This window comes from Streptomyces sp. NBC_01498, from assembly GCF_036327775.1.
GTDB lineage: Bacteria > Actinomycetota > Actinomycetes > Streptomycetales > Streptomycetaceae > Streptomyces.
Genome location: NZ_CP109598.1, coordinates 6,276,362 through 6,303,082 on the forward strand (window position 1 = coordinate 6,276,362; position 26,721 = coordinate 6,303,082).

Annotated in this window: 21 protein-coding genes and 1 riboswitch; of the genes, 17 read left to right on the plus strand and 4 right to left on the minus strand. The window is 73.4% G+C overall.

The genetic code is table 11. From position 1 onward, the window contains the following. Positions 1 to 22 precede the first annotated feature (22 nt). The 3 genes from coaBC to OG875_RS26870 all read left to right on the plus strand — a co-directional run bounded on the left by coaBC (position 23) and on the right by OG875_RS26870 (position 5,049). Positions 23 to 1,315 carry a bifunctional phosphopantothenoylcysteine decarboxylase/phosphopantothenate--cysteine ligase CoaBC gene (gene coaBC, locus OG875_RS26860; RefSeq protein WP_443079204.1) on the plus strand — a complete coding sequence of 431 codons (1,293 nt, stop codon included), beginning with the start codon at positions 23 to 25 and terminating at the stop codon, positions 1,313 to 1,315. A 260-nt stretch (positions 1,316 to 1,575) separates the two neighbouring features. Further along, on the plus strand, positions 1,576 to 2,784 hold the full coding sequence (gene metK, locus OG875_RS26865) for a methionine adenosyltransferase (protein WP_330176805.1): 1,209 nt from the start codon (positions 1,576 to 1,578) through the stop codon (positions 2,782 to 2,784). 117 nt (positions 2,785 to 2,901) lie between these two features. Further along, positions 2,902 to 5,049, plus strand: coding sequence for a primosomal protein N' (locus tag OG875_RS26870; RefSeq protein WP_330176806.1), 2,148 nt, complete (start codon positions 2,902 to 2,904; stop codon positions 5,047 to 5,049). A 205-nt stretch (positions 5,050 to 5,254) separates the two neighbouring features. Here OG875_RS26870 and OG875_RS26875 read toward each other — a convergent pair whose 3' ends face one another. Continuing rightward, complete coding sequence (locus OG875_RS26875; protein WP_330176807.1) at positions 5,255 to 5,797, minus strand: hypothetical protein; 543 nt, start codon at positions 5,795 to 5,797, stop codon at positions 5,255 to 5,257. Between the two features lie 347 nt (positions 5,798 to 6,144). On the opposite strand from OG875_RS26875, the gene fmt reads away from it, so the two are divergent. The 6 genes from fmt to OG875_RS26905 all read left to right on the plus strand — a co-directional run bounded on the left by fmt (position 6,145) and on the right by OG875_RS26905 (position 13,887). Then, positions 6,145 to 7,101 carry a methionyl-tRNA formyltransferase gene (fmt, locus tag OG875_RS26880; RefSeq protein WP_330176808.1) on the plus strand — a complete coding sequence of 319 codons (957 nt, stop codon included), beginning with the start codon at positions 6,145 to 6,147 and terminating at the stop codon, positions 7,099 to 7,101. A gap of 88 nt (positions 7,102 to 7,189) precedes the next feature. Then, the gene (locus OG875_RS26885; protein WP_330176809.1) at positions 7,190 to 8,623 is read left to right on the plus strand and encodes an RsmB/NOP family class I SAM-dependent RNA methyltransferase; all 1,434 of its coding nucleotides are present in this window, start codon (positions 7,190 to 7,192) and stop codon (positions 8,621 to 8,623) included. A gap of 345 nt (positions 8,624 to 8,968) precedes the next feature. Next, positions 8,969 to 9,652 carry a ribulose-phosphate 3-epimerase gene (rpe, locus tag OG875_RS26890; RefSeq protein ID WP_330176810.1) on the plus strand — a complete coding sequence of 228 codons (684 nt, stop codon included), beginning with the start codon at positions 8,969 to 8,971 and terminating at the stop codon, positions 9,650 to 9,652. A gap of 137 nt (positions 9,653 to 9,789) precedes the next feature. Continuing rightward, the gene (locus OG875_RS26895) at positions 9,790 to 10,803 is read left to right on the plus strand and encodes a sugar-binding transcriptional regulator (RefSeq protein WP_330177919.1); all 1,014 of its coding nucleotides are present in this window, start codon (positions 9,790 to 9,792) and stop codon (positions 10,801 to 10,803) included. A gap of 627 nt (positions 10,804 to 11,430) precedes the next feature. Beyond that, a complete protein-coding gene (locus tag OG875_RS26900) occupies positions 11,431 to 12,873 on the plus strand; it encodes a GuaB1 family IMP dehydrogenase-related protein (protein WP_330176811.1) in 1,443 nt (480 codons plus the stop codon). 141 nt (positions 12,874 to 13,014) lie between these two features. Beyond that, complete coding sequence (locus OG875_RS26905) at positions 13,015 to 13,887, plus strand: RNA polymerase sigma factor SigF (RefSeq protein WP_443079205.1); 873 nt, start codon at positions 13,015 to 13,017, stop codon at positions 13,885 to 13,887. 161 nt (positions 13,888 to 14,048) lie between these two features. On the opposite strand, the gene OG875_RS26910 is transcribed toward OG875_RS26905, so the two are convergent. Beyond that, a complete protein-coding gene (locus OG875_RS26910) occupies positions 14,049 to 14,453 on the minus strand; it encodes an ATP-binding protein (protein ID WP_330176812.1) in 405 nt (134 codons plus the stop codon). A 234-nt stretch (positions 14,454 to 14,687) separates the two neighbouring features. Here OG875_RS26910 and OG875_RS26915 point away from each other — a divergent pair, with 234 nt between their 5' ends. The 3 genes from OG875_RS26915 (at position 14,688) to OG875_RS26925 (ending at position 17,957) form a co-directional block, all read left to right on the plus strand. After that, a complete protein-coding gene (locus OG875_RS26915) occupies positions 14,688 to 15,143 on the plus strand; it encodes an Lrp/AsnC family transcriptional regulator (RefSeq protein ID WP_078078353.1) in 456 nt (151 codons plus the stop codon). Positions 15,144 to 15,295: 152 nt separating this feature from the next. Then, a complete protein-coding gene (locus tag OG875_RS26920; RefSeq protein WP_330176813.1) occupies positions 15,296 to 16,153 on the plus strand; it encodes a carbon-nitrogen hydrolase family protein in 858 nt (285 codons plus the stop codon). 82 nt (positions 16,154 to 16,235) lie between these two features. Beyond that, positions 16,236 to 17,957, plus strand: coding sequence for a flavin monoamine oxidase family protein (locus OG875_RS26925; RefSeq protein ID WP_330176814.1), 1,722 nt, complete (start codon positions 16,236 to 16,238; stop codon positions 17,955 to 17,957). A gap of 130 nt (positions 17,958 to 18,087) precedes the next feature. On the opposite strand, the gene OG875_RS26930 is transcribed toward OG875_RS26925, so the two are convergent. After that, a complete protein-coding gene (locus tag OG875_RS26930) occupies positions 18,088 to 19,332 on the minus strand; it encodes an MFS transporter (protein WP_330176815.1) in 1,245 nt (414 codons plus the stop codon). Between the two features lie 154 nt (positions 19,333 to 19,486). Between OG875_RS26930 and OG875_RS26935 the strand changes: the two genes are divergently transcribed. Then, on the plus strand, positions 19,487 to 20,671 hold the full coding sequence (locus OG875_RS26935; protein WP_330176816.1) for an ROK family transcriptional regulator: 1,185 nt from the start codon (positions 19,487 to 19,489) through the stop codon (positions 20,669 to 20,671). A gap of 944 nt (positions 20,672 to 21,615) precedes the next feature. On the opposite strand, the gene OG875_RS26940 is transcribed toward OG875_RS26935, so the two are convergent. Then, positions 21,616 to 22,362 (minus strand): SDR family oxidoreductase, encoded by a 747-nt coding sequence (locus tag OG875_RS26940; protein WP_330176817.1) that lies wholly within the window; start codon positions 22,360 to 22,362, stop codon positions 21,616 to 21,618. Positions 22,363 to 22,552: 190 nt separating this feature from the next. After that, positions 22,553 to 22,683: riboswitch (FMN riboswitch) on the plus strand. Positions 22,684 to 22,863: 180 nt separating this feature from the next. On the opposite strand from OG875_RS26940, the gene ribD reads away from it, so the two are divergent. Genes ribD through OG875_RS26960 form a run of 4 tightly spaced genes read left to right on the plus strand, consistent with a single transcriptional unit; the run spans position 22,864 to position 26,638 of the window. Continuing rightward, positions 22,864 to 24,048, plus strand: a complete 1,185-nt coding sequence (ribD, locus tag OG875_RS26945) for a bifunctional diaminohydroxyphosphoribosylaminopyrimidine deaminase/5-amino-6-(5-phosphoribosylamino)uracil reductase RibD (protein ID WP_330177921.1) — start codon at positions 22,864 to 22,866, stop codon at positions 24,046 to 24,048. Continuing rightward, complete coding sequence (locus OG875_RS26950; RefSeq protein ID WP_330176818.1) at positions 24,049 to 24,684, plus strand: riboflavin synthase; 636 nt, start codon at positions 24,049 to 24,051, stop codon at positions 24,682 to 24,684. It abuts the gene before it with no gap. Further along, positions 24,681 to 25,349 carry a nicotinamide mononucleotide transporter family protein gene (locus OG875_RS26955; protein WP_330176819.1) on the plus strand — a complete coding sequence of 223 codons (669 nt, stop codon included), beginning with the start codon at positions 24,681 to 24,683 and terminating at the stop codon, positions 25,347 to 25,349. The genes OG875_RS26950 and OG875_RS26955 overlap by 4 nt, the downstream gene beginning before the upstream one ends. Next, complete coding sequence (locus OG875_RS26960) at positions 25,346 to 26,638, plus strand: bifunctional 3,4-dihydroxy-2-butanone-4-phosphate synthase/GTP cyclohydrolase II (RefSeq protein ID WP_330176820.1); 1,293 nt, start codon at positions 25,346 to 25,348, stop codon at positions 26,636 to 26,638. Before OG875_RS26955 ends, OG875_RS26960 begins: the two co-directional genes overlap by 4 nt. Positions 26,639 to 26,721 lie beyond the last annotated feature (83 nt).

Consider the following 26,721-nt stretch of genomic DNA (forward strand, 5'->3'; position numbering starts at 1 on the left):
GGCCCGTGGTGTGTCATAGGCGATGTGCCGCGGTGACGGCGCAGCCATCCGAACGCGGGGAGACGCGGTGGACCAGGACACGGTGGGCCAGGACTCGGTGGACCGGGCGGGGCGGCCGAGGGTCGTTCTCGGGGTGAGCGGCGGCATCGCCGCGTACAAGGCGTGCGAGCTGCTGCGCCGGCTCACCGAGTCGGGCCACGATGTACGGGTCGTACCGACCGCCGCCGCCCTGCACTTCGTCGGCGCGGCCACCTGGGCGGCGCTTTCCGGCCATCCCGTGAGCACGGAAGTGTGGGCGGACGTCCACGAGGTGCCGCACGTGCGCATCGGCCAGTCGGCCGACCTCGTGGTGGTCGCCCCCGCCACCGCCGACCTGCTGGCCAAGGCCGCCCAGGGCATGGCGGACGACCTGCTCACCAACACCCTGCTCACCGCGCGCTGCCCGGTGGTGTTCGCCCCGGCCATGCACACCGAGATGTGGGAGCACCCCGCCACCCGGGCGAACGTGGCGACCCTGCGGGAGCGCGGCGCGGTCGTCGTCGAGCCCGCCGTCGGCCGTCTCACCGGCGCCGACACCGGCAAGGGACGGCTGCCCGACCCCGAGGCGATCTTCGAACTCTGCCGCCGGGTGCTGGCCCGCGGTACCGCCGTCCCCGATCTGGCCGGCCGCCATGTCGTCGTCTCCGCGGGCGGTACGCGCGAGCCGCTGGACCCCGTGCGCTTCCTCGGCAACCGCTCCTCCGGCAAGCAGGGATACGCCCTGGCCCGTACGGCGGCGGCCCGCGGCGCCCGCGTCACGCTCGTCGAGGCCAACACCGGACTGCCCGACCCGGCCGGCGTCGACGTGGTGCGTGTCGGCACCGCCGTACAGCTGCGCGAGGCCGTCCTGAAGGCCGCCGCCGACGCCGACGCCGTGGTCATGGCCGCCGCCGTGGCCGATTTCCGCCCCGCCGACTACGCCACGGGCAAGATCAAGAAGAAGGACGGCGAGGAGCCCGCGCCGGTCGCGCTCGTCCGCAACCCCGACATCCTCGCCGAGCTCGGCGCGGCCCGGCCCCGGCCCGGACAGGTGGTCGTCGGCTTCGCCGCCGAGACCGACGACGTGCTCGCCAACGGCCGGGCCAAGCTCCGCCGCAAGGGGTGCGACCTGCTGGTCGTCAACGAGGTGGGGGAGCGCAAGACCTTCGGCGCCGAGGAGAACGAGGCGGTGATCCTCGCCGCGGACGGCGGCGAGACCCCGGTGCCGTTCGGTCCCAAGGAGGCGCTCGCCGACACCGTCTGGGACCTCGTCGTGCCCGCTCTCGGTTCCGACTAGACGAACGGCACGTTAATTCTTCGTTCACTCTCCCGGGCGGCGAATTACGGCTCAAACTGGCTGTTCCCGGTCGGGATCGGCGATGATCGTCGTATCGCAGGACGGAGCGGCACCCCCGACTCGGCCCGCTCTGTCCGAGACATCCGCTCCCCCGGCGCCGTGTGACGGATAAACTGGCCGAGGACCGGATACGGGGCGCAGCTCCCCGGGCCGCTCCGCCAAAGAAATAGCCAGCAGCCGCTGCAACCCCAGGGAGCGATGTGTCGCGCCGTCTGTTCACTTCGGAGTCTGTGACCGAAGGTCACCCTGACAAGATCGCTGACCAGATCAGCGACACCATTCTCGACGCACTCCTGAGGGAGGACCCCACTTCGCGGGTGGCCGTCGAGACCCTGATCACCACCGGCCTCGTCCATGTCGCCGGCGAGGTGACCACGAAGGCGTACGCCCCCATCGCGAAGCTCGTCCGCGACAAGGTGCTGGAGATCGGCTACGACTCCTCCAAGAAGGGCTTCGACGGCGCCTCCTGCGGCGTGTCGGTGTCCATCGGAGCCCAGTCCCCGGACATCGCCCAGGGCGTCGACACCGCCTACGAGACCCGTGTCGACGGCGAGGACGACGAGCTCGACAAGCAGGGCGCCGGAGACCAGGGCCTGATGTTCGGCTACGCGTGCGACGAGACGCCCGAGCTGATGCCGCTTCCGATCCACCTCGCGCACCGGCTCTCGTTCCGGCTGTCCGAGGTCCGCAAGAACGGGACCATCCCCTACCTGCGCCCGGACGGCAAGACGCAGGTCACCATCGAGTACGACGGCGACAAGGCCGTCCGTCTCGACACGGTCGTCGTCTCCTCGCAGCACGCGTCGGACATCGACCTGGACTCGCTCCTGGCGCCCGACATCCGCGAGTTCGTCGTGGAGCACGTGATCAAGCAGCTCCTCGAGGACGGCATCAAGCTCGACACCGAGGGCTACCGGCTGCTGGTCAACCCCACCGGCCGGTTCGAGATCGGCGGCCCCATGGGTGACGCGGGACTGACCGGCCGCAAGATCATCATCGACACGTACGGCGGCATGGCCCGCCACGGCGGCGGTGCCTTCTCCGGCAAGGACCCGTCCAAGGTGGACCGTTCGGCCGCGTACGCGATGCGCTGGGTCGCGAAGAACGTGGTGGCCGCCGGACTCGCCTCGCGCTGCGAGGTCCAGGTGGCGTACGCCATCGGCAAGGCCGAGCCGGTCGGCCTGTTCGTGGAGACCTTCGGCACGGCCTCGGTCGACATCGAGAAGATCGAACAGGCCATCTCCACGGTCTTCGACCTCCGTCCGGCCGCGATCATCCGTGACCTGGACCTGCTCCGTCCGATCTACGCCCAGACGGCGGCCTACGGCCACTTCGGCCGCGAGGAGCCCGACTTCACCTGGGAGCGCACGGACCGGGTGGACGCGCTGCGCGCGGCGGCCGGTCTGTAGGACCCGACCCGTACGGAACGGGCCCCGGACACCCCTGGTGTCCGGGGCCCGCCGTCGTCACGGGCGCGGTTCGGCGACGGGGCCGCGTTGTCGGTGGGGTCTGGTAAGTATGGGGCTGTGAGCAGCGACGACGAGCAGCCGGAGGAGTCCGCCGGGGACGGCGGGCCGGAGCAGCTCGCGCTCATCCGGGAGACCGTGCGGGCCGCCCGGGTGCCGAGGGCCAAGCCGCGCACCTGGCGGGGGGCACCCCTGGCGGGGGAGCTGCCCGTGGCGCGGGTGGTGGTCAACAAGGGCGTGCTCCATCTCGACCAGTTCTTCGACTACGCGGTGCCCGAGGAGCTCGACGAGGCCGCGCAGCCGGGCGTGCGGGTGCGGGTGCGGTTCGGCGCCGGGGCCCATCAGGTGCGGGGCGGGCGCCGGGAGGGCGGCCGGCTGATCGACGGGTTCGTGGTCGAGCGGCGGGCCGAGTCCGACTACTCGGGGCCGCTGGCCGCGCTGGCCGGAGTCGTCTCCCCGGAGCCGGTGCTCGGCCCCGAGCTGCTGGGCCTCGCGCGGGCCGTCGCCGACCGGTACGCGGGCAGCCTCGCCGACGTCCTCCAACTGGCGGTGCCGCCGAGGAACGCGCGCGCGGAGGCCCGGCCGTCACCCGAGCCGCCGCCCGCGCCGGACCGGCCGGAGCCGGGCACCTGGGAGCGGTACGCGAAGGGCCCCGCCTTCCTCGACGCGCTCGCCGACGGCGGTGCCCCGCGCGCGGTGTGGACCGCGCTGCCCGGCCCGCACTGGGCCGGCGAACTGGCGCGGGCCGTCGCCGCCACCCTCGCCTCCGGGCGCGGAGCGCTCGTCGTCGTCCCCGACGGACGGGTGGCGGCCCGCCTCGACACCGCGCTCACGGACCTCCTCGGCGAGGGCCACCACGCCCTGCTCACCGCCGAGGCGGGCCCCCAGAAGCGGTACGGCCAGTGGCTCGCCGTCCGGCGCGGCGCGGTGCGGGCCGTCGTGGGGACCCGCGCGGCCATGTTCGCCCCCGTACGCGACCTCGGGCTCGTCGCCATCTGGGACGACGGCGACTCCAGCCACAGCGAGCAGCACGCACCCCAGCCGCACGCCCGCGAGGTGCTGCTCCTGCGCGCCGCGCACGACCGGTGCGCCTTCCTGCTCGGCGGCACCGCGTGCACCGTGGAGGCGGCCCAACTGGTCGAGACGGGCTGGGCGTTGCCCATGACCGCCGACCGCGAACGGTTCCGCGCCGCAGCGCCCCTCGTACGGACGGTCGGCGACGGCGAGCTGGCGCGCGACGCCGCCGCCCGGACGGCCCGGCTGCCGAGCCTGGCCTGGCAGGCCGTCCGGGAAGGACTGACGAGCGGCCCGGTCCTCGTCCAGGTCCCCCGGCGGGGCTACGCGCCCCGGCTCGCCTGCGCACACTGCCGGGAGCCCGCCCGGTGCCGCCAGTGCGCCGGGCCCCTGGAGGTGGCCGGGCAGGGGGAACCGCACTGCGGCTGGTGCGGGCGCCCCGAACCCGCCTGGCACTGCGCCGAGTGCGGCGGTACGCGGCTGCGCGCCAGTGTCGTCGGGGCCCGGCGTACGGCCGAGGAGCTGGGCCGGGCCTTCCCGGCGGTCCCGGTGCGCACGTCGGGCCGCGACCACATCCTCGACACCGTGCCCGCCCGGCCCGCGCTGGTGGTGAGCACCCCCGGCGCCGAGCCGGTCGCCGACGGCGGGTACGCGGCGGCGCTGCTCCTCGACGGCTGGGCCATGCTGGGCCGGTCGGACCTGCGGGCGGGGGAGGAGGCGCTGCGCCGCTGGCTGCACGCCGCCTCGCTGGTCCGGGGCCAGGAGGACGGCGGCACGGTCGTGGTGGTGGCGGAGCCGACACTGCGGCCGGTACAGGCACTCGTCCGGTGGGACCCGGTGGGCCACGCGCAGCGCGAGCTGGCCGAGCGGGCGGAGCTGGGCTTTCCGCCGGTCTCCCGGATGGCGTCGGTGACCGGCCGCCCCGAGGCGGTGGCCGCACTGCTGGCCGCCGCCGAACTGCCGCCCGAAGCCGAGGTGCTGGGCCCCGTACCCCTCCCGCTCACCGACCCGGCCCGCCCCCGCAGGACCGGCGACCCGCCACCCGGCGAGTTCTGGGAACGCGCGCTGCTGCGCGTGCCACCGGGCAGCGGAGCCGCACTGGCGGCGGCCCTGAAGGCGGCCCAGGCCCGCCGCCTGGCCCGGGGCACCGGCGACCCGGTCCGCATCCGCATCGACCCGCCGGACATCGGGTGACGGGGGATGTGCTGGTGCTGGGGGCACCGGACAGGGCCGGGGCACCGGCGGGCTGAGCGCGGCGCCCGGTCGTACCGTCGCACCGTGACCCCGTCCCCGGCGCACCGTCGCCGACCCCGCCGGACAGGCCCCGCGCACGGGCCCGCCCTGCGTTCCGCCCGGCGGCACCACATGGCGGCTCCGCCCGGCAGGCCCGTGTCCGACGTCAGCCGTTGCGTGGGCCCGGGAACGCTCCCGGGCGGGCCTCCTCGCGGAGTGGTTGTGCCGACGCCGCCGGCTGCGGCGGCATCGACCGGGCCGCGGGCACGGCCGGGACGGCGCCCGGTGCCGGGGCCGCCGGGCGGGGCGGCGTACTCTCCGGGGCGCGGTCGTTCTCGGTACCGGCCGCCGCCTGCTGGGCGGCGCGCCTCGTACCGTAACGGCGGTGCACCGCCTGCTTGGTGACACCGAGCGCCGAGCCGACCGCGTCCCACGAGAACCCCAGCGAGCGGTCGAAGTCCACCGCCGCGGTCACCAGGCTCTCGACGCTGTCCCGCAGCTCCTGCGCGAGACGCACGGTCGGTGCCGGTGCCCGGCCGTAGACGACGAAGCCCGTGGAGGGGCCCGCACGGCGTGGACGGTAGACGTTGCCCAACTGGGCGGTGAGCGTACGCAACGCGTCCACCTGCCGGCGGACCCGCTCGATGTCCCGCACCAACAGGTGCAGATGTGCCCGGGCTTGTGCGTCGTGGGTTGCGTGGTCGGCCATGAACAAGCCTCTCGAACCGGCGTGGAAACGGATCGGGCCGCACCGGGCGACCCGTTGGTGGTCAATCTCCTTTGACAACGCGCCACCCGCCGTTGTGGTCACGCTGCGGGGGCGTAAGCGCATACGCGCGGTGCGCGCGGGCTCCCGTACGCCCCCCGCCGCCGCACTCCGTCCCGGCCACCGGCGGCCCGGGAAGTCCCGCCCGGTGCCCGCCCCACGGGCGGACGACGACGCCTCTCCCGCACGCCATAGACTGACAGGCCGTCCGTCACCGACCACGCCGGTACCCGCCGCACACCCGGCCCCGACGGACCGCACGCCGCACGAGAGAGCGAGGAAGTCCCGCAGTGAAGCTCGTCTTCGCAGGCACCCCCGAGGTCGCCGTACCCGCCCTGGACGCACTGATCGCCTCCGACCGGCACGAGGTCGCCGCCGTGGTCACCCGCCCCGACGCCCCGGCCGGCCGGGGCCGCCGGCTGGTCGCCAGCCCCGTCGCCCAGCGCGCCGAGGAGGCGGGCATCGAGATCCTGCGTCCCGCCCGGCCCCGCGACGAGGACTTCCTGACCCGGCTGCGGGAGATCGCCCCCGACTGCTGCCCCGTGGTCGCCTACGGGGCGCTGCTGCCGCGTGTCGCCCTCGGCGTCCCCGCCCACGGCTGGGTCAATCTGCACTTCTCCCTGCTGCCCGCCTGGCGCGGCGCCGCCCCCGTGCAGCACGCCGTCCTGGCCGGTGACGGGACGACCGGCGCCGCCACCTTCCTCATCGAGGAAGGACTGGACTCCGGTCCGGTCTACGGCGTGATCACCGAGGACGTACGGCCCACCGACACCAGCGGCGACCTGCTGACCCGTCTCGCCTTCGCCGGCGCCGGGCTGCTCACCGCCACCATGGACGGCATCGAGGACGGCACCCTCAAGGCCGTACCGCAGCCCGCCGAGGGCATCACGCTCGCCCCCAAGCTCACCGTGGACGACGCCCGCGTCGACTGGGCCGCGCCCGCGCTGCGCGTCGACCGCGTCGTTCGGGGCTGCACCCCCGCCCCCGGTGCCTGGACCGCCTTCCGCGGCGAACGCCTCAAACTGATCCAGGTCACGCCGGTGACCGACCGCACCGACCTGGCACCCGGGGAGCTGGCCGTCGGCAAGAACTCGGTGCACGCGGGCACCGGCTCGTACGCCGTCGAGCTGCTCTGGGTCCAGCCGCAGGGCAAGAAGCCGATGCGCGCCGCCGACTGGGCACGCGGGGTGCGGATCACCCCCGGCGAACGGCTCGGCGCGGCAGGCGGGGCGGCGGACGTAGGCTGACAGGGCGCGCGCTCCCGGGGGCGCGCGCCCCCGTCGACCGTCACCGACGGCAAGACCCTTGCGAAGAACCTTTCACCGCGGAGCACCTTTGAACGAGCAGGCCCGTCGCCGTCCCGCCAAGACCTACCGCCGTCCCAAGAAGGATCCCGTGCGGATCCTCGCCTTCGAGGCGCTGCGGGCCGTGGACGAACGTGCCGCGTACGCCAACCTCGTCCTCCCGCCGCTGCTCAAGAAGGCCAGGGAGGCCGGCGACTTCGACACCCGGGACGCCGCGCTCGCCACCGAGCTCGTCTACGGCACACTGCGCCGCCAGGGCACCTACGACGCGATCATCTCCGCCTGCGTGGACCGCCCGCTGCGCCAGGTCGACCCGCCCGTGCTCGACGTACTCGCCCTCGGCGCCCACCAGTTGCTCGGCACCCGCATCCCCAGCCACGCCGCCGTGTCGGCGAGCGTCGAACTGGCCCGGGTGGTGCTCGGCGACGGGCGCGCGAAGTTCGTCAACGCCGTCCTGCGGAAGATCGCCAAGGACGACCTCGACACCTGGGTGGAGCGGGTCGCGCCGCCCTACGACGAGGACGCCGAGGACCATCTCGCCGTCGTCCACTCCCACCCGCGCTGGGTCGTCTCCGCGCTCTGGGACGCGCTCGGCGGCGGCCGGGCCGGGATCGAGGACCTGCTCGAGGCCGACAACGAACGCCCCGAGGTGACGCTCGTCGCGCGCCCCGGCCGGATCGGCGCCGGCGAACTGCTCGACACCCTGGGCGAGGAGTCCGCGCTGCCGGGCCGCTGGTCCCCGTACGCGGTCCGGCTCGCCGAGGGCGGCGAACCCGGCGCCATCGACGCCGTACGCGACGGGCGGGCCGGAGTCCAGGACGAGGGCAGCCAGCTCGTCGCGGTGGCGCTCGCCGACGCGCCGCTGGAGGGCCCCGACACCCGCTGGCTGGACGGCTGCGCCGGTCCCGGCGGAAAGGCCGCCCTGCTGGCCGCGCTCGCCGCGGGCCGTGGCGCGCACCTGCTCGCCTCCGAGAAGCAGCCGCACCGGGCGCGCCTGGTCGGGCGCGCGCTCGCGGGCAACCCCGGCCCGTACCAGGTCATCACCGCCGACGGCACCCGCCCGCCGTGGCGGCCCGGGGTCTTCGACCGGGTCCTGGTCGACGTGCCCTGCACCGGACTCGGCGCCCTGCGCCGCCGCCCGGAGGCCCGCTGGCGGCGCCGCCCCGAGGATCTGGAGGGCTTCGCGCCGCTCCAGCGGTCACTGCTGCGTGAGGCGCTGAAGGCCGTACGGGTCGGCGGAGTCGTCGCGTACGCCACGTGCTCCCCGCACCCCGCCGAGACGCGCGCGGTCGTGGAGGACGTACTGAAGGGCAGGGGCGGCCCGGCGGCCGAGGCCGACTGGATCGACGCCCGTCCCCTGATGCCCGGCGTCCCGGCCCTGGGCGCGGGCCCCGACGTCCAGCTCTGGCCCCATCTGCACGGCACGGACGCGATGTACCTGGCACTGCTGCGGCGTACGGCCTGAGGCCGGGCGGGCACCGTCTCGGCGCCCGCGTCCGGCCCCTCCACGACACGTCCGCACGACCCCCACGCCGACGTGCGGACCGCCCGCCGTGGCCCTACGACGCCCGCGTCCGACGGGCGCCGACCTCCGTGTTCGACCGGCGCCGACCCCCGTGTTCGACCGGCGCCGGACGAGTGCGACCGACGGCCGGTGCGGGCGTTCAGGGCCCCGGCACCCGGTCGCAGAACCGTTGACTCGCACACGCATCCGCTGATTCGCGAGGTATGCGCGGACTGTGCCCGCCCCGCCGCCCCGAGGGCGCGCAACGCGGCGGGGAACCCGCCCGGAGCATGGCAGGCTTGGCACATGGCTCAGATCAACCCCAGCATCCTGTCCGCCGATTTCGCCCGCCTCGCCGAGGAGGCGAAAGCCGCCGAGGGCGCCGACTGGCTCCATGTCGACGTCATGGACAACCACTTCGTGCCCAATCTGACCCTCGGCGTGCCGGTGGTGGAAGCGCTCGCCCGCGCCACGGAGATCCCGCTGGACTGCCATCTGATGATCGAGGAGCCCGACCGCTGGGCGCCCCAGTACGTCGAGGCCGGAGCCGGTTCCGTCACCTTCCACGCGGAGGCGGCGGCGGCACCCGTACGGCTGGCGCGCGAGATCCGCGCCAAGGGCGCCCGCGCCTCGATGGCGCTGAAGCCCGCCACGCCGGTCGAGCCGTACGAGGACCTGCTCCCCGAACTCGACATGCTGCTGATCATGACCGTGGAGCCGGGCTTCGGCGGCCAGGCGTTCCTCGACATCATGCTGCCCAAGATCCGCCGCAGCCGGGAACTGATCGCCAAGCACGGACTGGAGCTGTGGCTCCAGGTCGACGGCGGAGTCTCCGCCGAGACCATCGAACGGTGCGCCGAGGCGGGCGCCGACGTCTTCGTCGCGGGCTCGGCGGTGTACGGCACGGACGACCCGGCGGCAGCCGTACGCATGCTGCGCCACCAGGCCGACGAGGCGACCGCCTCGGCCGGCTGGGCCTGCGCCCACTGATCGGCAACTCCACACGGCCCGCGGGCCACGGCTACGTGAACGGCGCCCGACCGGGCTGATCAAGGACCGCCGAATCTGACAGGATGAGAGCGCGTCCAGAGTGTGCAAGCAGCAGTGAGGAGATCGCGGTGTCTGGAATGTCGGCGGGTCGGCCGGCCCTGCGCATGGGACCCGCGGAACTGGTCCAGGCGGCGGCCATGGCGCGCCGCTTCTATCTGGAGGGCAAGTCCAAGATCCAGATCGCCGAGGAGTTCGGCGTCAGCCGCTTCAAGGTGGCCCGGGTCCTGGAGACCGCGCTCGAACGCGACCTGGTGAGGATCGAGATCCGGGTCCCCGCCGAACTGGACGCCGAGCGCTCCGACGCCCTGCGCGCCCGTTACGGTCTGCGGCACGCCGTCGTCGTGGAGTCGCCCGAGGGCGCCGAGGAGTCGCCCGACCCGGAGAACCTGGGGGAGGTCGCCGCCGATCTCCTCGGCGAACTGGTGGTCGAGGGCGATGTCCTCGGACTCGCCTGGGGCCGCTCCACCATCCACATGGCCGCCGCCCTCGACCGGCTCCCGCCGTGCACGGTCGTCCAGCTGACCGGTGTGTACGACGCGGGCACCGCCGAGCGCGGCTCCGTCGAGGCCGTACGCCGCGCCGCCCAGGTCTCCGGCGGCGAGGCGCACCCGATCTACGCCCCGATGCTGCTGCCCGACCCCGCGACCGCCGCGGCCCTGCGCGGCCAGACCGGTATCGCCCGCGCCTTCGACTACTTCGACAAGGTCACCGTCGCCGCCGTCTCCATCGGCTCCTGGGAGGCGGGGATCTCCACGGTCCACGACATGCTCACCGACGAGGAGCGCTCGCACTACGCGTCCCTCGGGGTGGAGGCGGAGATGTCCGCCCACCTCTTCGACGCGGAGGGCCGCCGGGTCGGCCGGGACCTCGGCGAGCGCTGCATCACCGTCGAGGCCGACCGGCTGCGCCGTATCCCGGAGGTCGTCGCGATCGCGGGCGGCCAGCGCAAGGGCGCTGCCATCGGCGCCGTCCTGAGATCCGGGCTCGTCACGAGCCTGGTCACCGACACGGCCGCCGCGGATTTCCTGCTGCGGGACTTCGCACCGGGCCCCCGCCCGGCCCTGGAGCGCGCGGACCCGGACGGCGCCTGAGCGACACCGACTCCGACGGGGCCGGGTGACCGGAAGCGCGGCTCTCAGGGGCTGCCGGGCACCCGGCGCGCCGGTCGTGGAGCTCGGCCACCTGTTCCTGCCGCACGCCCGGGGACGCCGGTACGCCGCCGAGGTAGCCGAGCCGGGCGATGCGCTCATTGGAGACCGGCGAGTCGAGGACGGACCAGTAGCCGACGAGCCGTTCGCGGGCGCGCAGCGCGGCGGCGAACGCGGCGGGTGTACCGGACGGGGCGGGGGTCATGGAGGGGCTCCTTCGGGACGGTGCGGAGGGACGGACCGATCCGCCGGGCCGGGAGCCGGTGCTCGGTGCGGGGCCCGCGGGTGACGTAAGGGACGGTCCGGCGGGGGAGGGGCGGGGAGGCGCCGGCGGCCCCGGGCCCGCGGCGGCGGGCGGCCGGGGCACGTATCCACGCCGATCACCGACAGACATCCGCAGACATCCGGGGCATCCCTCTCCTGATACCCGGGGCCGCGCCATCGGGTGCCGGTTCGCCCGGACGTGGTGGCATCGGTGATGATGGCCTAGGAGCCGCAGCCGGGACCGTCCATGCCCTGAGCTGACTCCCCACCCGCCCCTTCCGTAGAACCGCAGGTGAGAGAGTCGGTATGCGTTTCCTCAACGATCTGAAGCCCCCGTACGACCTGACCTACGACGATGTGTTCATGGTGCCGAGCCGGTCCGCCGTCGGCTCCCGGCAGGGCGTGGACCTCACCTCGCCCGACGGCACCGGCACCACCATTCCCCTCGTCGTCGCCAACATGACGGCGATCGCGGGCCGCCGGATGGCGGAGACCGTCGCCCGGCGCGGCGGGCTCGTCGTCATCCCCCAGGACATTCCGATCGGGGTCGTCACCGAGGTCGTCTCGTGGGTCAAGACGCGTCATCTCGTCCTCGACACCCCGATCATCCTGGCGCCGACCCAGACCGTCGGCGACGCGCTGTCGCTGCTGCCCAAGCGGGCGCACGGTGCCGGAGTGGTGGTCGACTCGGGGCGGCGTCCCGTCGGGGTCGTCACCGACCACGACCTGACCGGCGTCGACCGTTTCACCCAGCTCTCCGAGGTCATGTCGCGGGACCTGCTCCTCGTCGACGCGGACATCGACCCGAGCGAGGCGTTCGACCGGCTCGACGGCGCCAACCGCAAACTGGCCCCGGCCGTCGGCGCGGACGGCGGACTGGTCGGTATCCTCACCCGTAAGGCCGCCCTGCGCGCCACCCTCTACACCCCGGCCACGGACGCGAACGGCGCGCTGCGGATCGCCGCCGCCGTCGGTATCAACGGTGACGTCGCGGGCAAGGCGAAGCAGCTGCTGGACGCGGGTGTGGACACGCTCGTCGTGGACACCGCGCACGGCCACCAGGAGTCGATGCTCGCCGCGATCCGGGCGGTCCGGGCGCTGGACCCGAAGGTGCCGGTCGTCGCGGGCAACATCGTGGCCGCCGAGGGCGTACGCGACCTGATCGAGGCGGGCGCCGACATCGTCAAGGTGGGCGTGGGCCCCGGCGCCATGTGCACCACCCGCATGATGACCGGTGTCGGCCGGCCGCAGTTCTCGGCCGTGCTGGAGTGCGCGGCCGAGGCGAAGAAGTACGGCAAGCACGTCTGGGCGGACGGTGGGGTCCGCCACCCGCGCGATGTCGCGATGGCCCTGGCCGCCGGGGCGTCGAACGTCATGATCGGTTCCTGGTTCGCGGGCACGTACGAATCGCCCGGCGACCTCCAGCAGAGTGCCGACGGGCGGCTCTACAAGGAGTCCTTCGGCATGGCGTCGGCCCGCGCCGTACGCAACCGCACGAGCGAGGAGTCCGCGTACGACCGGGCCCGCAAGGCGCTCTTCGAGGAGGGCATCTCCACCTCGCGGATGTTCCTGGACCCGGCGCGGCCGGGCGTCGAGGACCTGATCGACTCGATCATCGCCGGGGTCCGGTCCGCGTGCACGTACGCCGGGGCGAACTCGCTGGAGGAGTTCGCGGAGAAATCGATCGTCGGTGTGCAGAGCGCGGCGGGGTACGCGGAGGGCAAACCGCTCCACGCGAGCTGGAGTTGACCTCTCCCGCGGTCTGCCGCGCACCCGGTGCGCGCAGGCCCGGAGCGGCGTGCTCGAAAAAAATCGGCATCCGGGGGACATGACCGGCCGACGGCCGGGTACACGGGCTGTGCACTGTCCAACAGAGCAGGGGAGGACCCAGTGTCCACGGCGAGCACAGTCCCGACCGACACCGCGCGGTACGGAACGCACCAGGCCGACATGGCGGAACTGGGGCTCCCGTATGTGGAGTGCCCGGGGGACGTCGCGCCCAAGGACGCCCGGGAGATCTCACGGAGCTTCTTCGTCCGGCTGTCCGAGCTGGAAGAGGGCACGCACGAATACCAGTACGTCCGCAACACGCTGATCGAGCTGAACCTGGCTCTCGTGCGCTACGCGGCGACCCGCTTCCGTAACCGCTCGGACCAGATGGAGGACATCGTCCAGGTCGGCACCATCGGCCTGATCAAGGCGATCGACCGGTTCGAGCTGAGCCGCGAGGTGGAGTTCGCGACGTTCGCCGTCCCCTACATCGTCGGCGAGATCAAGCGGTTCTTCCGGGACACGAGCTGGGCCGTGCACGTGCCGCGCCGCCTCCAGGAACTGCGGATCGACCTGGCGAAGGCGACGGACGAACTGTCGCAGCGCCTCGACCGCTCCCCGACGACGGCCGAACTCGCCGAATACCTCGACCTGGACACCAACGAGGTCATCGAGGGCGTCGTCGCGAGCAACGGCTACACCGCCGGCTCGATCGACATGCCCTCGGACGACACCGCCGAGTCCTCCTCCCCGCTCTCGGACCGGCTCGGCGCCCTCGACGCCCAGCTGGAGGCGGCGGAGAACGTCCAGGCGCTCAAGCCGCTGATCGACGGGCTGAACGACCGCGAGAAGTGGATCCTCCAGATGCGCTTCGGCGCGGAGATGACGCAGTCGGAGATCGGCGAGCGGCTGGGCGTCTCGCAGATGCACGTGTCGCGTCTGCTGTCGCGGATCACCGGACGCCTCCGGGAGGGTCTGCTCGCCGTCGAATGACGGGGCCGGACCGCCGGACCGAATGACGGGTACGGGTGGGACAGGGCAGGGCAGTGAGGGGATGTTCCGGACACCGGGACATCCCCTCACCCGTGCCCGCTCACCTGTGTCCGCCCGGCCGGTGCGGAGGGTGTCCCACGGCCCGTTCGGTGCCGACCCGTTCAGAGCGCGTGCGCCGCCTTCGACCTCGACGGACGGTCCCAGATCGCCCGCACCCGCTTGCCGCCGGGCAGGGCACGGACCTCCACCCGGCTCGCCAGCCGCTGCACCATGTGCCAGCCGAATCCACCGCCCCCGCCGAAGTCCGGGTCACGCGGCTCGGGCAGTCGCGGACTCGAATCGGCGATCTCCACCACCAGCGACCCCGCCCCCGCCGTCAGATGGAGCCGCCACCAGCCCGAGGTGTGCCGCACGGCGTTGGTGACCAGTTCCGACACCACGAGGAGCACGGCCTCCAGATCCACCCACGGGCAGTGCCGCGTGAGGAATTCGGCGGCGGCCCTGCGGGCGGACGCGGTGTCCCGGTGGGGTGATTCGAGGATCACCGACTGCGGTTCATCACTCATCTCACCCGGTCGCGTACCCCGATTCCGGGCATCCATCGAGCCCCGCGCCGGAACCCTCCCGTCCGGCGGCGACCCGGTTCGTCCCGCCCCGGGCGATCATGGGTGTGTCGTGTGCCGCGTGGTCTACTTCGCCTACGGGACGATCCCCGCCGCCTCGCGCACGGGACCATCCCCGTCAAGGACCACGGCAGCACCACCACAGCACCACCACCCGCGGAGAAGTGATACGCCCCCGTGCGACTGAACAAGCTGGACGAACGCATCGTGCACGCCCTCGCCGAGGACGCCCGCCGCTCCTTCGCGGACATCGGCTCCGAGGTCGGCCTCTCGGCGCCCGCCGTGAAGCGGCGGGTCGACCGGCTGCGCGCCGAGGGCGCCATCACCGGCTTCACCGTACGGGTCGACCCGGCGGCGCTCGGCTGGGAGACCGAGGGTTTCGTCGAGATCTACTGCCGCCACAAGACCTCCCCCGAGGACATCCGGCGCGGACTGTCCCGCTATCCGGAGGTGGTGTCCGCGTCGACCGTCACGGGCGACGCCGACGCCGTCGTCCAGGTCTTCGCCTCCGACATGCGCCACTTCGAGCGGGTGCTCGAACAGATCGCGGGGGAGCCGTACGTGGAGCGCACGAAGTCCGTCCTGGTGCTCTCCCCCCTGCTCAGACGCTTCTCCTCGGGCGCGCCCGGCTGATCCGGAAGGGCCCGGCGCAACGAATCGCCGGAACGGGCCCGGAACACGCAACGATCGCCCCGCCATCACGCAACAGAGGCGCCTTGTCGCGGCGGAAGCCGGAGCCGTACCGTCGATACGTCCCCCGCACCCATGACGTCCCGAGGTTCCGCATGCCCCCGTCGCGTATCGCGCTGCTCCAGAGCTCCGGCCGGCCCGGCGACACCGTGAAGAACCTGGAGATCCTCGCCGGCGCCGCCCGTGAGGCGGCGGCGGGCGGCGCGGGGCTGCTCGTCTGCCCCGAGATGTTCCTCACCGGCTATGCCATCGGCGCGGACGTGGCACGTCTCGCCGAGCCCGCCGACGGCCCGTCCGCCGGGGCCGTGTCCCGGATCGCGGCCGAGCACGGCATCGCGGTCCTGTACGGCTACCCGGAACGCTCCGGCGACGGCGACGCCCGGTCCGACGGTGCCGGCGACGGCGCCCCGGTCCACAACTCCGCCCGGCTCGTCGGCCCGGACGGCTCGCCCCTCGCCGACTACCGCAAGACGCACCTCTTCGGCGGCTTCGAGCGGGAGGTCTTCACCCCGGGAGACACCCCGGTGGTCCAGGCCGACCTCGGCGGTCTGCGGGTCGGGATCATGATCTGCTACGACGTCGAGTTCCCGGAGAACGTACGCGCCCACGCCCTCGCCGGGACCGATCTGCTGCTGGTGCCGACCGCCCAGATGCACCCGTTCCAGTTCGTCGCCGAATCACTGGTGCCGGTGCGGGCCTTCGAGAACCAGATGTACGTCGCGTACGTGAACCGGACCGGCCACGAGGGCGCGGGCGCCGACGCGTTCGAGTTCGTCGGCCTCAGCTGTCTGGCCGGGCCGGACGGCCTCGCACGGGCCAGGGCCGGACGCGGCGAGGAACTGCTGTTCGGCGACGTGGACCCGGACTTCCTCCGGGCCTCCCGCGCCGCCAACCCGTATCTGCGCGACCGCCGGCCGGACCTGTACGGCGCACTGACCCGACCGCGTACCTGACAGCCCGCCCGCTCCGCGCCGCAGCCCGACCGCCGCGCGCACCCGCCCCGCCCCATCCCCGCCCGCAAGGAGTCCGTACCCCATGACGTCCACGGTGCCCCCCTCCGTCCCGCACCCCGAGGAAACGCCGTCGGCCGGTCTGCCGCCGATCACCATGTTCGGCCCGGACTTCCCGTACGCCTACGACGACTACCTCGCCCACCCCGCCGGTATCGGCCAGATCCCGGCGACCGGGCACGGCGCCGAGGTCGCCGTCGTCGGCGGCGGGCTGTCGGGCATCGTCGCCGCGTACGAGCTCATGAAGATGGGCCTGCGCCCGGTCGTGTACGAGGCCGACCGGATCGGCGGCCGGCTGCGCACCGTCGGCTTCGACGGCTGCGACCCCGGACTGACCGCCGAGCTGGGCGCGATGCGCTTCCCGCCGTCGTCCACCGCGCTCCAGCACTACATCGACCTGGCCGGCCTGGAAACCGTGCCGTTCCCCAACCCCCTCGCCCCCGGCACCCCGTCGACCGTCGTGGACCTCAAGGGCGAGTCGCACTACGCCCGGACCATCGACGACCTGCCGCAGGTCTACCGCGACGTCATGGCCGCCTGGAACACCTGTCTGGAGGAGGGCGCCGACTTCTCCGACATGAACCGCGCCATGCGCGAACGCGACGTGCCGCGCATCCGCGAGATCTGGGCCCGGCTGGTGGAGAAGCTCGACAACCAGACCTTCTACGGCTTCCTCTGCGACTCCGACGCCTTCAAGTCCTTCCGGCACCGCGAGATCTTCGGCCAGGTCGGCTTCGGCACGGGCGGCTGGGACACCGACTTCCCCAACTCCATCCTGGAGATCCTGCGCGTCGTCTACTCCGAGGCCGACGACCACCACCGGGGCATTGTCGGCGGCAGCCAGCAGCTGCCGCTGCGGCTCTGGGAACGCGAGCCCGCCAAGCTCACCCACTGGCCGCTCGGCACCTCGCTCGCCTCCCTGCACGGCGGTACGCCGCGCCCCGCCGTGACCCGGCTGCACCGCACGGCGGGCAACCGGATCACCGTCACCGACGCGTCGGGGGAGATCCGCACCTACCGTGCCGCCGTCTTCACCGCCCAGTCCTGGCTGCTGCTCTCGAAGATCGACTGCGACGACTCGCTCTTCCCGATCGACCACTGGACGGCCATGGAGCGCACCCACTACATGGAGTCGTCCAAGCTGTTCGTGCCGGTGGACCGGCCGTTCTGGCGGGACGAGGCGCTGGACGACCAGGGCCGGCCCACCGGCCGCGACACCCTGTCGATGACCCTCACCGACCGGATGACGCGCGGCACGTACCTGTTGGACAACGGGCCCGACCGGCCGGCCGTGATCTGCCTCTCCTACACCTGGTGCGACGACAGCCTCAAGTGGCTGCCGCTGTCGGCGAACGAGCGGATGGAGGTCATGCTGAAGTCGCTCCGCGAGATCTATCCCACGGTGGACATCCGCAAGCACGTCATCGGCAGCCCCGTGACGGTCTCCTGGGAGAACGAGCCGTACTTCATGGGCGCGTTCAAGGCGAACCTGCCCGGCCACTACCGCTACCAGCGCCGGCTGTTCACCCACTTCATGCAGGACCGGCTGCCCGAGGACAAGCGCGGCGTCTTCCTGGCGGGCGACGACATCTCGTGGAACGCGGGATGGGCGGAGGGCGCCGTCCAGACGGCCCTGAACGCCGTCTGGGGCGTGATGACCCACTTCGGCGGCGGCACGGACGCGACGAACCCGGGTCCGGGCGACCTGTACGACGAGATCGCCCCGGTGGAACTGCCGGAGGACTGAGCGGGAGCGGAGCGGACCGCGGGGTACGGGGCGGTACGGGTACGGGGCGGGCGCGGCAGGCGTACGGGACGGACCGGCGCGCTCACGGCCGTACGACCTGTGGCCCGCGCCGCGTGCCGTACGCCGCCCGTCAGTCCTGAGGTACGGAGGGCGCGGGCGCCCCTGCCCCGCTCCCGGTCTCCGTACCGGCACCGCCCGCCGGGGCCGGCCGGCGGTCCCCGGTCCTCAGCACGCTCGCCCCCAGCACCAGACCGAACGCCAACAACGTCACCAGACCGAACGAGACCACCAGCGAGGTCGCGTCGGCGACCGCGCCGATCGCCGAGGGGGCGATCAGCCCCGAGGTGTACGTGATGGTCGCGACGCCCGCGATCGCCTGGCTGGGATTGGGCCCGCTGCGCCCGGCGGCGGCGAAGGCCAGCGGTACGACCACCGCCACACCGAGCCCGACCAGGCCGAACCCGCTCATCGCCACCACCGGATTCGGCGCGAGCACCACCAGGGCCCCGCCGAGGGTCGCGGAGAGCCCGCCGACCCTGACGCACCGCACCGCGCCGAAGCGGTCGACGACCCGGTCCCCGAGCAGCCGCGCGACGGCCATGGTGAGCGCGAACGCCGTGGTGGACGCGGCGGCGACACCGGGGGAGGTGTCCAGTACGTCCTCCAGATAGACCGCCGACCAGTCGAGACTCGCGCCCTCGGCGAAGACCGCGCAGAAGCCGATCGCGCCGATGGCCAGCGCGGACCTGGGCGGCAGGGCGAAGCGGGGCGGCGGCTCGTCCTCCGGCGTACTGCGCAGGTCGAGCACCCAGCGGCAGGCGACCACGCCCGCCACGGTGAGGACGACGGCGGCGATCAGATGGTGCACACGGGCATCGCTGTCCATGTGCGCGGCGAGCGTGCCCCCGGCGGAGCCGAGCAGCGCGCCGGTGCTCCACATGCCGTGCAGACTGGACATGATCGACTTGTCGAGACGGTTCTCGATCTCCACACCGAGCGCGTTCATCGCCACGTCCGCCATGCCCGCCGTCGCGCCGAACACGAAGAGCGCCAGACAGAGCGTCAGCAGATTGGGCGCGAGCGCGGGCAGGGTGAGGGCGAGCGTCCACAGGGTGAGCAGCCCGCGCAGCGCCGTACGCGCGCCGAAGCGGTGGCTGACCGCACCCGCGAGTGGCATCGCGACCGAGGCGCCGAGGGCGGGGAAGGCGAGCGCGAGGCCCAACTGCCCGGCGCTGAGCCCCGCGTGGTCCTGGATCCAGGGAATCCGGGTCGCGAAACTGCCGGTGACGGCGCCGTGGACGCAGAAAACGGCGGCCACGGCGTACCGGGCGCGGCGCAGTCCTGATCCGTCGTAGACCGGTGGCCCCTTCGTCATTCGCTCTTCCTCCCCGTGCGGCGATGTGACGCGCTTCCGGCGGTGGGCCCGACGGCCCGGCTCCCGCGATGCGACCGTAAACTATCAGGAACCCTGCATGATAAATAGATGGCACCGTCCGCCCGGAAGCGCGGACATCTGGAAGGATCCAGCCATGGCCGCATCCCCCAGCACGGCACGGGCCATCAACGACCGCCTCGCCCTGGAACTCCTCCAGGAAGAGGGCCCGTTGACGGCGGCGCAGCTCAAGACACTCACCGGGCTGTCCCGGCCCACGGTCGCCGATCTCGTGGAGCGCCTCCAGGGCTCCGGCCTGGTCAGGATCGTCGGCGAGTCCGGCGGCCGGCGCCGGGGCCCCAACGCACGGCTGTACGGGCTGGTCGCCGACCGCGCGCACCTCGCGGCGCTCGACGTCCGGACCCAGGGCGTCTCCGTCGTCGTCAGCGACCTCCTCGGGGCGACCCTCGCCGAGGCGGTGCTGCCCATCGGCAGCGACACCGGAGTGGAACCCGCCGTCGAGGGCGCGGCGGCCCTGCTGGAGCGCACGGTCCGCCGGGCCGGGGCCGTACGGCTGCACAGCGTCGGCATCGGCGCGCCCGGCCTCATCGATCCCGCGACCGGCGAACTCCGCGAGACCAGCGGCGTACCCGTCTGGCACCGAAGACTCGTCGCGGCCCTCCAGCAGCGCCTGACCGCGACCGTTCTCGTCGAGAACGAGACCAATCTCGCCGCCGTCGCCGAACAGCGCGTCGGCGCCGCCCGCGACCAGGTCGCGGGCACCTTCGTCCTGCTCTGGCTGGGCCTCGGCGTGGGCGCCGCGCTCGTCCTGGACGGCAAGGTCCGACGAGGCGCCTCGGGCGGCGCGGGGGAGATCGGTTTCCTGCCCGTGCCCGGCACCTCGGGGCTCCCCTCCGCCACCGCCTGCGACGGCGGGTTCCACACCCTCGCCGGATCGGCGGGCATCTGCGAACTCGCCTCCCGGCACGGCCTGTTCGCCGAGGCGAGACCCCAGGAACCGCGCGCGGCGGCCGTCGTACGAGCCGCGTGGGCGGCGGGCGCGGCGGGCGACGCCTTCCTGGACGAGCTGGCCGCCCGCCTCGCGGTCGGCGCGGCGGCCATCAGCGCCGTGCTCGACCCGGGCCGGGTCGTCCTCGGTGGCGAGGTCGGCCAGGCGGGCGGCCCGGCCCTGGCTTCCCGGGTCGAGGCCCGCCTCGCGGAGATGTCCCCGCTGCGCACCGAGGTCGTGGCGAGCCCACTGGGCGGCGCGGCCGTCCTGCGGGGAGCACTGTTCACCGCACGGGACGCCGCCCAGAACGACCTGTTCGCACCGACCGTCTGAAGGCGCGTCAGGACCACTGATCGAAGGGCGCCGACTCCGGCCCCGATCCGCGCTGTTCGCACCGGTCGCCTGACGGCACGCCTGAAACGCCGCGCGAGCCGATCCGTTCACCGAATCGCGCCGGATCGGGCCGGGCGCGTCGCCATTGCTGACGACACGTCAGGAATGCCGCGAAGCGGGCCTGTTCGCCGAGCCTTGATCGGTCCGCTCGCACCGCCGCCCCGGGGGCCCGCCGGAATCGACGTGCGAATCGACCTGTTCAGCGAATCCTGCCCAATCGGTCCGGTCGCGTTGCCCAGCTGACGTGCCGTCGGGAATGCCGCGAAGCGGGCCTGTTCGCCGACCCTCGATCGGTTCAGTCGCACGGCTGCCCCCGGGGGCCCGCCGGAATCGCCGTGCGAATCGACCTGTTCGCCGAACCCTGCCCGATCGGTCCGGTCGCTGCTCACCTGACGTTCCGTCAGGTATGCCGCAAACTGGGCTTGTTCGCCGAGCCTTGATCGGTTCAGTCGCACGGCTGCCCCCGGGGGCCCGCCGGAATCGCCGTGCGAATCGACCTGTTCACCGAATCCTGCCCGATCGTTCCAGTCTCGTTGCCCAGCTGACGTTCCGTCAGGAATGCCGCAAACTGGGCCTGTTCGCCGAGCCTTGATCGGTCCGGTCGAGCTGCTCCCCGGCAGGCTGCCGGAAACCGCCCGCCGCCCCCGGCGGTCCTGCCGGAAACCGCCGCGTGAACCGACCTGTTCGCCGAGTCTCGCCCGATCGGTCCGGTCGCCTCGCCTGGCCGACGGTCTGTCAGAAGCGCCGCGCAGTGAACCCGTTCACCGGTTCCGCCCGGTCGGTCCGGCCTCACCACCACCCCGACGGCACGTCGGAAACACCGCAGACCGACCCGCTCACCAACTCCCGCCCCGCACAAGCCCCTTCCCCTTCCCCTTGCCCGCTCACCACTTCAGCGTCGCGAGGAAGTCCTCGAACGTCTCCTTGCCCACCGCCCGTTCGGGTACGAGCTGGAGCCCCTCTCGGAAGCCCGCGTACGCCTTCCCGAACAGCGGCAGCGACACCAGCCGCCGCCGGTGGTGCGCCGCCCGCAGGTACGCGTCGGCCAGGTCCCGGAGTGTCCGGATCTCCGGGCCGCCCAGGTCCGGCACCCGACCCGACGGCGGGCGCGTGGCCAGGTCGGCCAGCCGGGACGCGACCTCCGCCGAGCCGATCGGCTGGAGGCTCACCTCCGCCGGGAGCAGCGCGGCAACCGGCAGTTTCGTGGCGCCCTCCAGCATCCGCAGCACCAGGTCGTGGAACTGGGTCGTCCGCAGGATCGTCCAGCCGATTCCCGAGTCCTCCACCATCCGCTCCACGATCCGCTTCGTCCGGTAGTAGCCGAGCGGCAGCCGGTCCACCCCGACGATCGAGACGTACAGCAGATGCCCGACCTTCGCGCGTACCGCCGCCTCCACCAGATGCGCCGCCGCCCGGTCGTCACCGCCGCGCGTGGAGGTCGCGCAGTGGACCACCGCGTCCGCGCCCTCCAGCGCCCGGTCCAGCGCTCTGCTGTCGTCGTCGCGCAGATCGACGGCATACGGCTGTGCGCTCCGGCTCAGCACCCGGACGGAGTGCCCGTCGGTGCGCAGCCGGTCCACGACCTGCCTGCCGAGTGTTCCCGTCCCACCGGTCACGAGGATTGTCGCCATGTTCCCAGCCTGCCAGCGTCGCCGTCCCGGCGGGCGGCAGGGGGGCGGCCGAGCGGACGCCAGGGGGCGGTCCGGTCCCGGGTCCGGGGCGGGGCCGTGCCGCCCGCCCGGACACCCTCTGTGAGCCAGGGCACACACCGCGCCCTGATGGCCGACGATCAGCCGTGGCACACTGGTCGCGTACCAGCAGCAGCGCACTCCGGGGTCGGTGCAATTCCGAACCGGCGGTTACAGTCCGCGACCCGACCGCTTCCAGCGGCCGGTTGACCAGGTGAAATTCCTGGACCGACGGTGAAAGTCCGGATGGGAGGCAGTGCGCGGCGGGCCGTCGTCGGTACGCCGCCGTCCGGCGGGTCGTCCTCGGACGATCCGTTCCTTCGGTTTCGGCGTTCCCGTGTGCGTGTCCGTTTCTCTGTCGTCGTCCGACAGGCCCCGGAGTCCGTGCCCCAGAGGCAGGAGGACCCGGTGGCCACCACCACGGCCGACACCGACACCGAGGCCATGCGTCGCGCCGTCGCGCTCGCGGCCCGCGCGCTCGGCGCCACCAGCCCCAATCCGGTCGTCGGCTGCGTGATCCTCGACGCCGCCGGGCGGTCGGCCGGCGAGGGGTTCCACCAGCGGGCCGGTGGCCCGCACGCCGAGATCCACGCCCTGCGCGCGGCCGGCGACCGGGCCCGGGGCGGCACCGCCTACGTCACTCTCGAACCGTGCGACCACACCGGCCGCACCGGTCCCTGCTCGCGGGCGCTCGTCGAGGCCGGGATCGCCCGGGTCGTGTACGCGGTCGCCGACCCCGACCCGGCGGCCCGCGGCGGTGCCGTCACCCTCCGGGCGGCCGGTGTCGCCGTCGAGAGGGGGCTGCTCGCCGAGGAGGCCGAGGCGGGCAACGCGGCCTGGCTCACCTCCGTACGGCTCGGGCGTCCGTACGTCCTGTGGAAGTACGCCGCCACGCTCGACGGCCGCGTCGCCGCCGCCGACGCCACCAGCCGCTGGATCACCTCCGCCGAGTCCCGCGCCGATGTGCACCGGCTCCGCGCCGAGTCGGACGCCGTCGTCGTCGGCTCCGGCACCGCGCGCGTGGACGACCCGCACCTCGCCGTTCGCGGGGTGCCCGGCGCGGTCCCCCCGCTGCGCGTCGTCCTCGACACCGAGGCCGGCGTCGTACGGGCGGGGGCCCGCGTCCTGGACGGTGCCGCCCCCACACTGATCGCCGTCGCCGACGACGCCGACACGACGCACCTGAAGGCCGCCGGGCCCGGCGGGGCGCCGGTGGACGTCGTACGGCTGCCGCGCGCCGCACGCGGCCTGTCCGTCCCCGCGCTCCTCGCCGACCTGCACGCGCGCGGCGTCCGCTCCGTCCTCCTCGAAGGCGGCCCGGCGCTGGCCGGGGCCTTCGTCGCGGCCGGGGCCGTCGACAAGGTCGTCGGCTATCTCGCGCCGGTCCTGCTGGGCGCGGGCCCCGCCGCCCTGGGCGACGCCGGAATCACCACGCTCGCCGGGGCGTTGCGCCTGCGGATGACCGAGACCGTACGCGTCGGCCCCGACCTGCGCGTCACCGCGATCCCCGAGCGCCGAACCGCCGTACCGACCGCCCCCGCGGCACACGAGACCACCGCGCGACCACACGCGGACACCCCCGTACACCCTGTGGCCGCCACCGCACAGGACGCACCGAAGGAGCGCTGAGTGTTCACCGGAATCGTCGAAGAACTGGGTGAGGTCACCGCCGTGGAGAACCTCGGTGACTCCTCCCGCTTCCGACTGCGCGGCCCCGTCGTCACCGACGGCGCCCGGCACGGCGACTCGATCGCCGTCAACGGCGTCTGCCTGACCGTCGTGGACCTCGCCGAGGGCGAGTTCACCGCCGACGTGATGGCCGAGACCCTGGACCGTTCCAGCCTCGGCGCCCTCACCCCCGGCTCACGGGTCAACCTGGAGCGGCCCACGGCCGTCGGCGGCCGGCTCGGCGGACACATCGTCCAGGGCCATGTCGACGGCACCGGCACCGTCCTGGAGCGCCGGACGTCCGACAACTGGGAGATCGTCACCGTCGCACTCCCCGCCGGACTCGCCCGCTACGTGGTCGAGAAGGGCTCCATCACCGTGGACGGCGTCAGCCTCACCGTGGTCGACGCGGGCTCCGACTTCTTCACCGTCAGCCTCATCCCCACCACCCTCGCGCTGACCACGCTCGGCATCAAACAGCCCGGCGACCCGGTCAACCTGGAGGTCGACATCATCGCCAAGTACGTGGAGCGGCTGCTGACTTCCGGGGGCCGGGACACCGACGGCGGCCGGGACGAGCGGGAGCGGGTCCGATGAGCGCCCTCGCCGCCTGGCCCGGTACGGCGTGGCTGAACGCGGAGGCGTTCACCGCCTTCGGCCAGCACATCATCTGGTCCGACATGGTCGGCAACACCGTCGGCCTGATCGCCCTCGCCCTCGGCTGGCGCCGTTCGATCCTCACCTGGCCCGCGCAGCTCCTGTCCGGCGTCATCCTTGTCGCCGCCTACGCCTCCGCGCACCTCAGCGGCGGTGTGGGCAAGCAACTCCTCGTCATCGGCGTCGCGTTGTGGGGCTGGCGGATGTGGCAGCGCGGGCGGCAACAGGCCCAGGACGGCACGATCGCCGTACGGTTCGCCACCTGGCCCGAGCGTTGGCTGCTGCTGGGCGGCACGGCCCTGGGCACCCTCGCGGTCGGCGGCCTGTTCACCGCCCTGCCCGAACTGTCCTGGAACCCGTGGCCCGACGCGTACATCTTCGTCGGCACCCTCGCCGCGATGGTCGCCCAGGCGCGCGGCCTGGTGGAGTTCTGGTTCGCCTGGCTGCTGGTCGACCTCGTCGGCGTCCCGCTCGCCTTCAGCAGCGGACTCGCCTTCTCCGGCTTCGTGTACGTCGTCTACCTCGGCCTCGTCCTGTGGGGGCTGCGCGACTGGTGGCTGCGCACCCGCGCCGCCACCACGGCTCTGGAAGGAGCAACGGCATGACCGCACAGCCCACTTGGTACTCCACCGACAACATCGAGGACTTCGCCCTGGACCCCGTCGAACGGGCGATCGCGGACATCGCGGCGGGCCGCCCCGTCGTGGTCGTGGACGACGAGGACCGCGAGAACGAGGGCGACCTGGTCATCGCCGCCGAGAAGGCGACCCCCGAGATCGTCGCCTTCATGATGAGCGAGTGCCGGGGCCTGATCTGCGCCCCCATGGAGGGCGCGGAACTCGACCGGCTCGAACTGCCGCAGATGGTCGACCACAACACCGAGTCGATGCGCACCGCGTTCACCGTCTCCGTCGACGCGGCCCCCGCCCACGGCGTCACCACCGGCATCTCCGCCGCCGATCGCGCCACCACCCTCCGCCTGCTCGCCGCCGGCGACACGGCCGGGCCCGGGGACTTCGTCCGCCCCGGCCATGTCTTCCCGCTGCGCGCCAAGCCCGGCGGCGTCCTCGTCCGCAACGGCCACACCGAGGCGGCGGTCGACCTCGCGCGCCTCGCCGGACTGCGCCCCGCCGGGGCGATCGTGGAGATCGCGGGCGAGGACGGGGTGATGCTCCGGCTGCCCGAACTGGTCCCGTTCGCCCGCAAGCACGGACTGACGATCATCTCCATCGAGGACCTGATCACCCACCGGCGCACCACCGAGCCCACCGTCCGCCGTGAGGCCGAGGTCCATCTGCCCACCGCGTACGGCGAGTTCACGGCATACGGCTACCGGTCCACCGTGGACGGCGTCGAGCACGTCGCCCTGGTCCACGGCGACATCGGCGACGGCGCCGACATCCTCGTGCGGGTCCACTCCGAGTGCCTGACCGGCGACATCTTCTCCTCGCAGCGCTGCGACTGCGGCCCCCAGCTCCAGGCGTCCATGCGCCGGGTCACCGAGGCGGGCCGGGGCGTCGTCGTCTATCTGCGCGGCCACGAGGGGCGCGGCATCGGCCTGCTGTCCAAGCTGCGCGCGTACGAACTCCAGGAGCGCGGGCGCGACACCCTCGACGCCAATCTGGAACTCGGCCTGCCCGCCGACGCGCGGGACTACGCGGCCGGCGCCCGCATCCTGGACGACCTCGGGGTGCGCAGCCTGCGGCTGATGACCAACAACCCCGACAAGGTCGACGCGCTGGTACGGCACGGCCTGGACGTGACCGCCCGCGAACCCATGCCCGTCCAGGCGGGGGAGCACAACCTCCGCTATCTGCGCACCAAGCGGGACCGGATGGGGCACGAACTGCCCTGGCTCGACCCGGCCGCCGGCTCGGCCTGCGCCACCCAGTGACCACCGCACACCACGGCGACACCGCACCACGGCGACCTCGCACCACACAGCAAGCACGTCAAGCCACATCGGTACACCGGCAC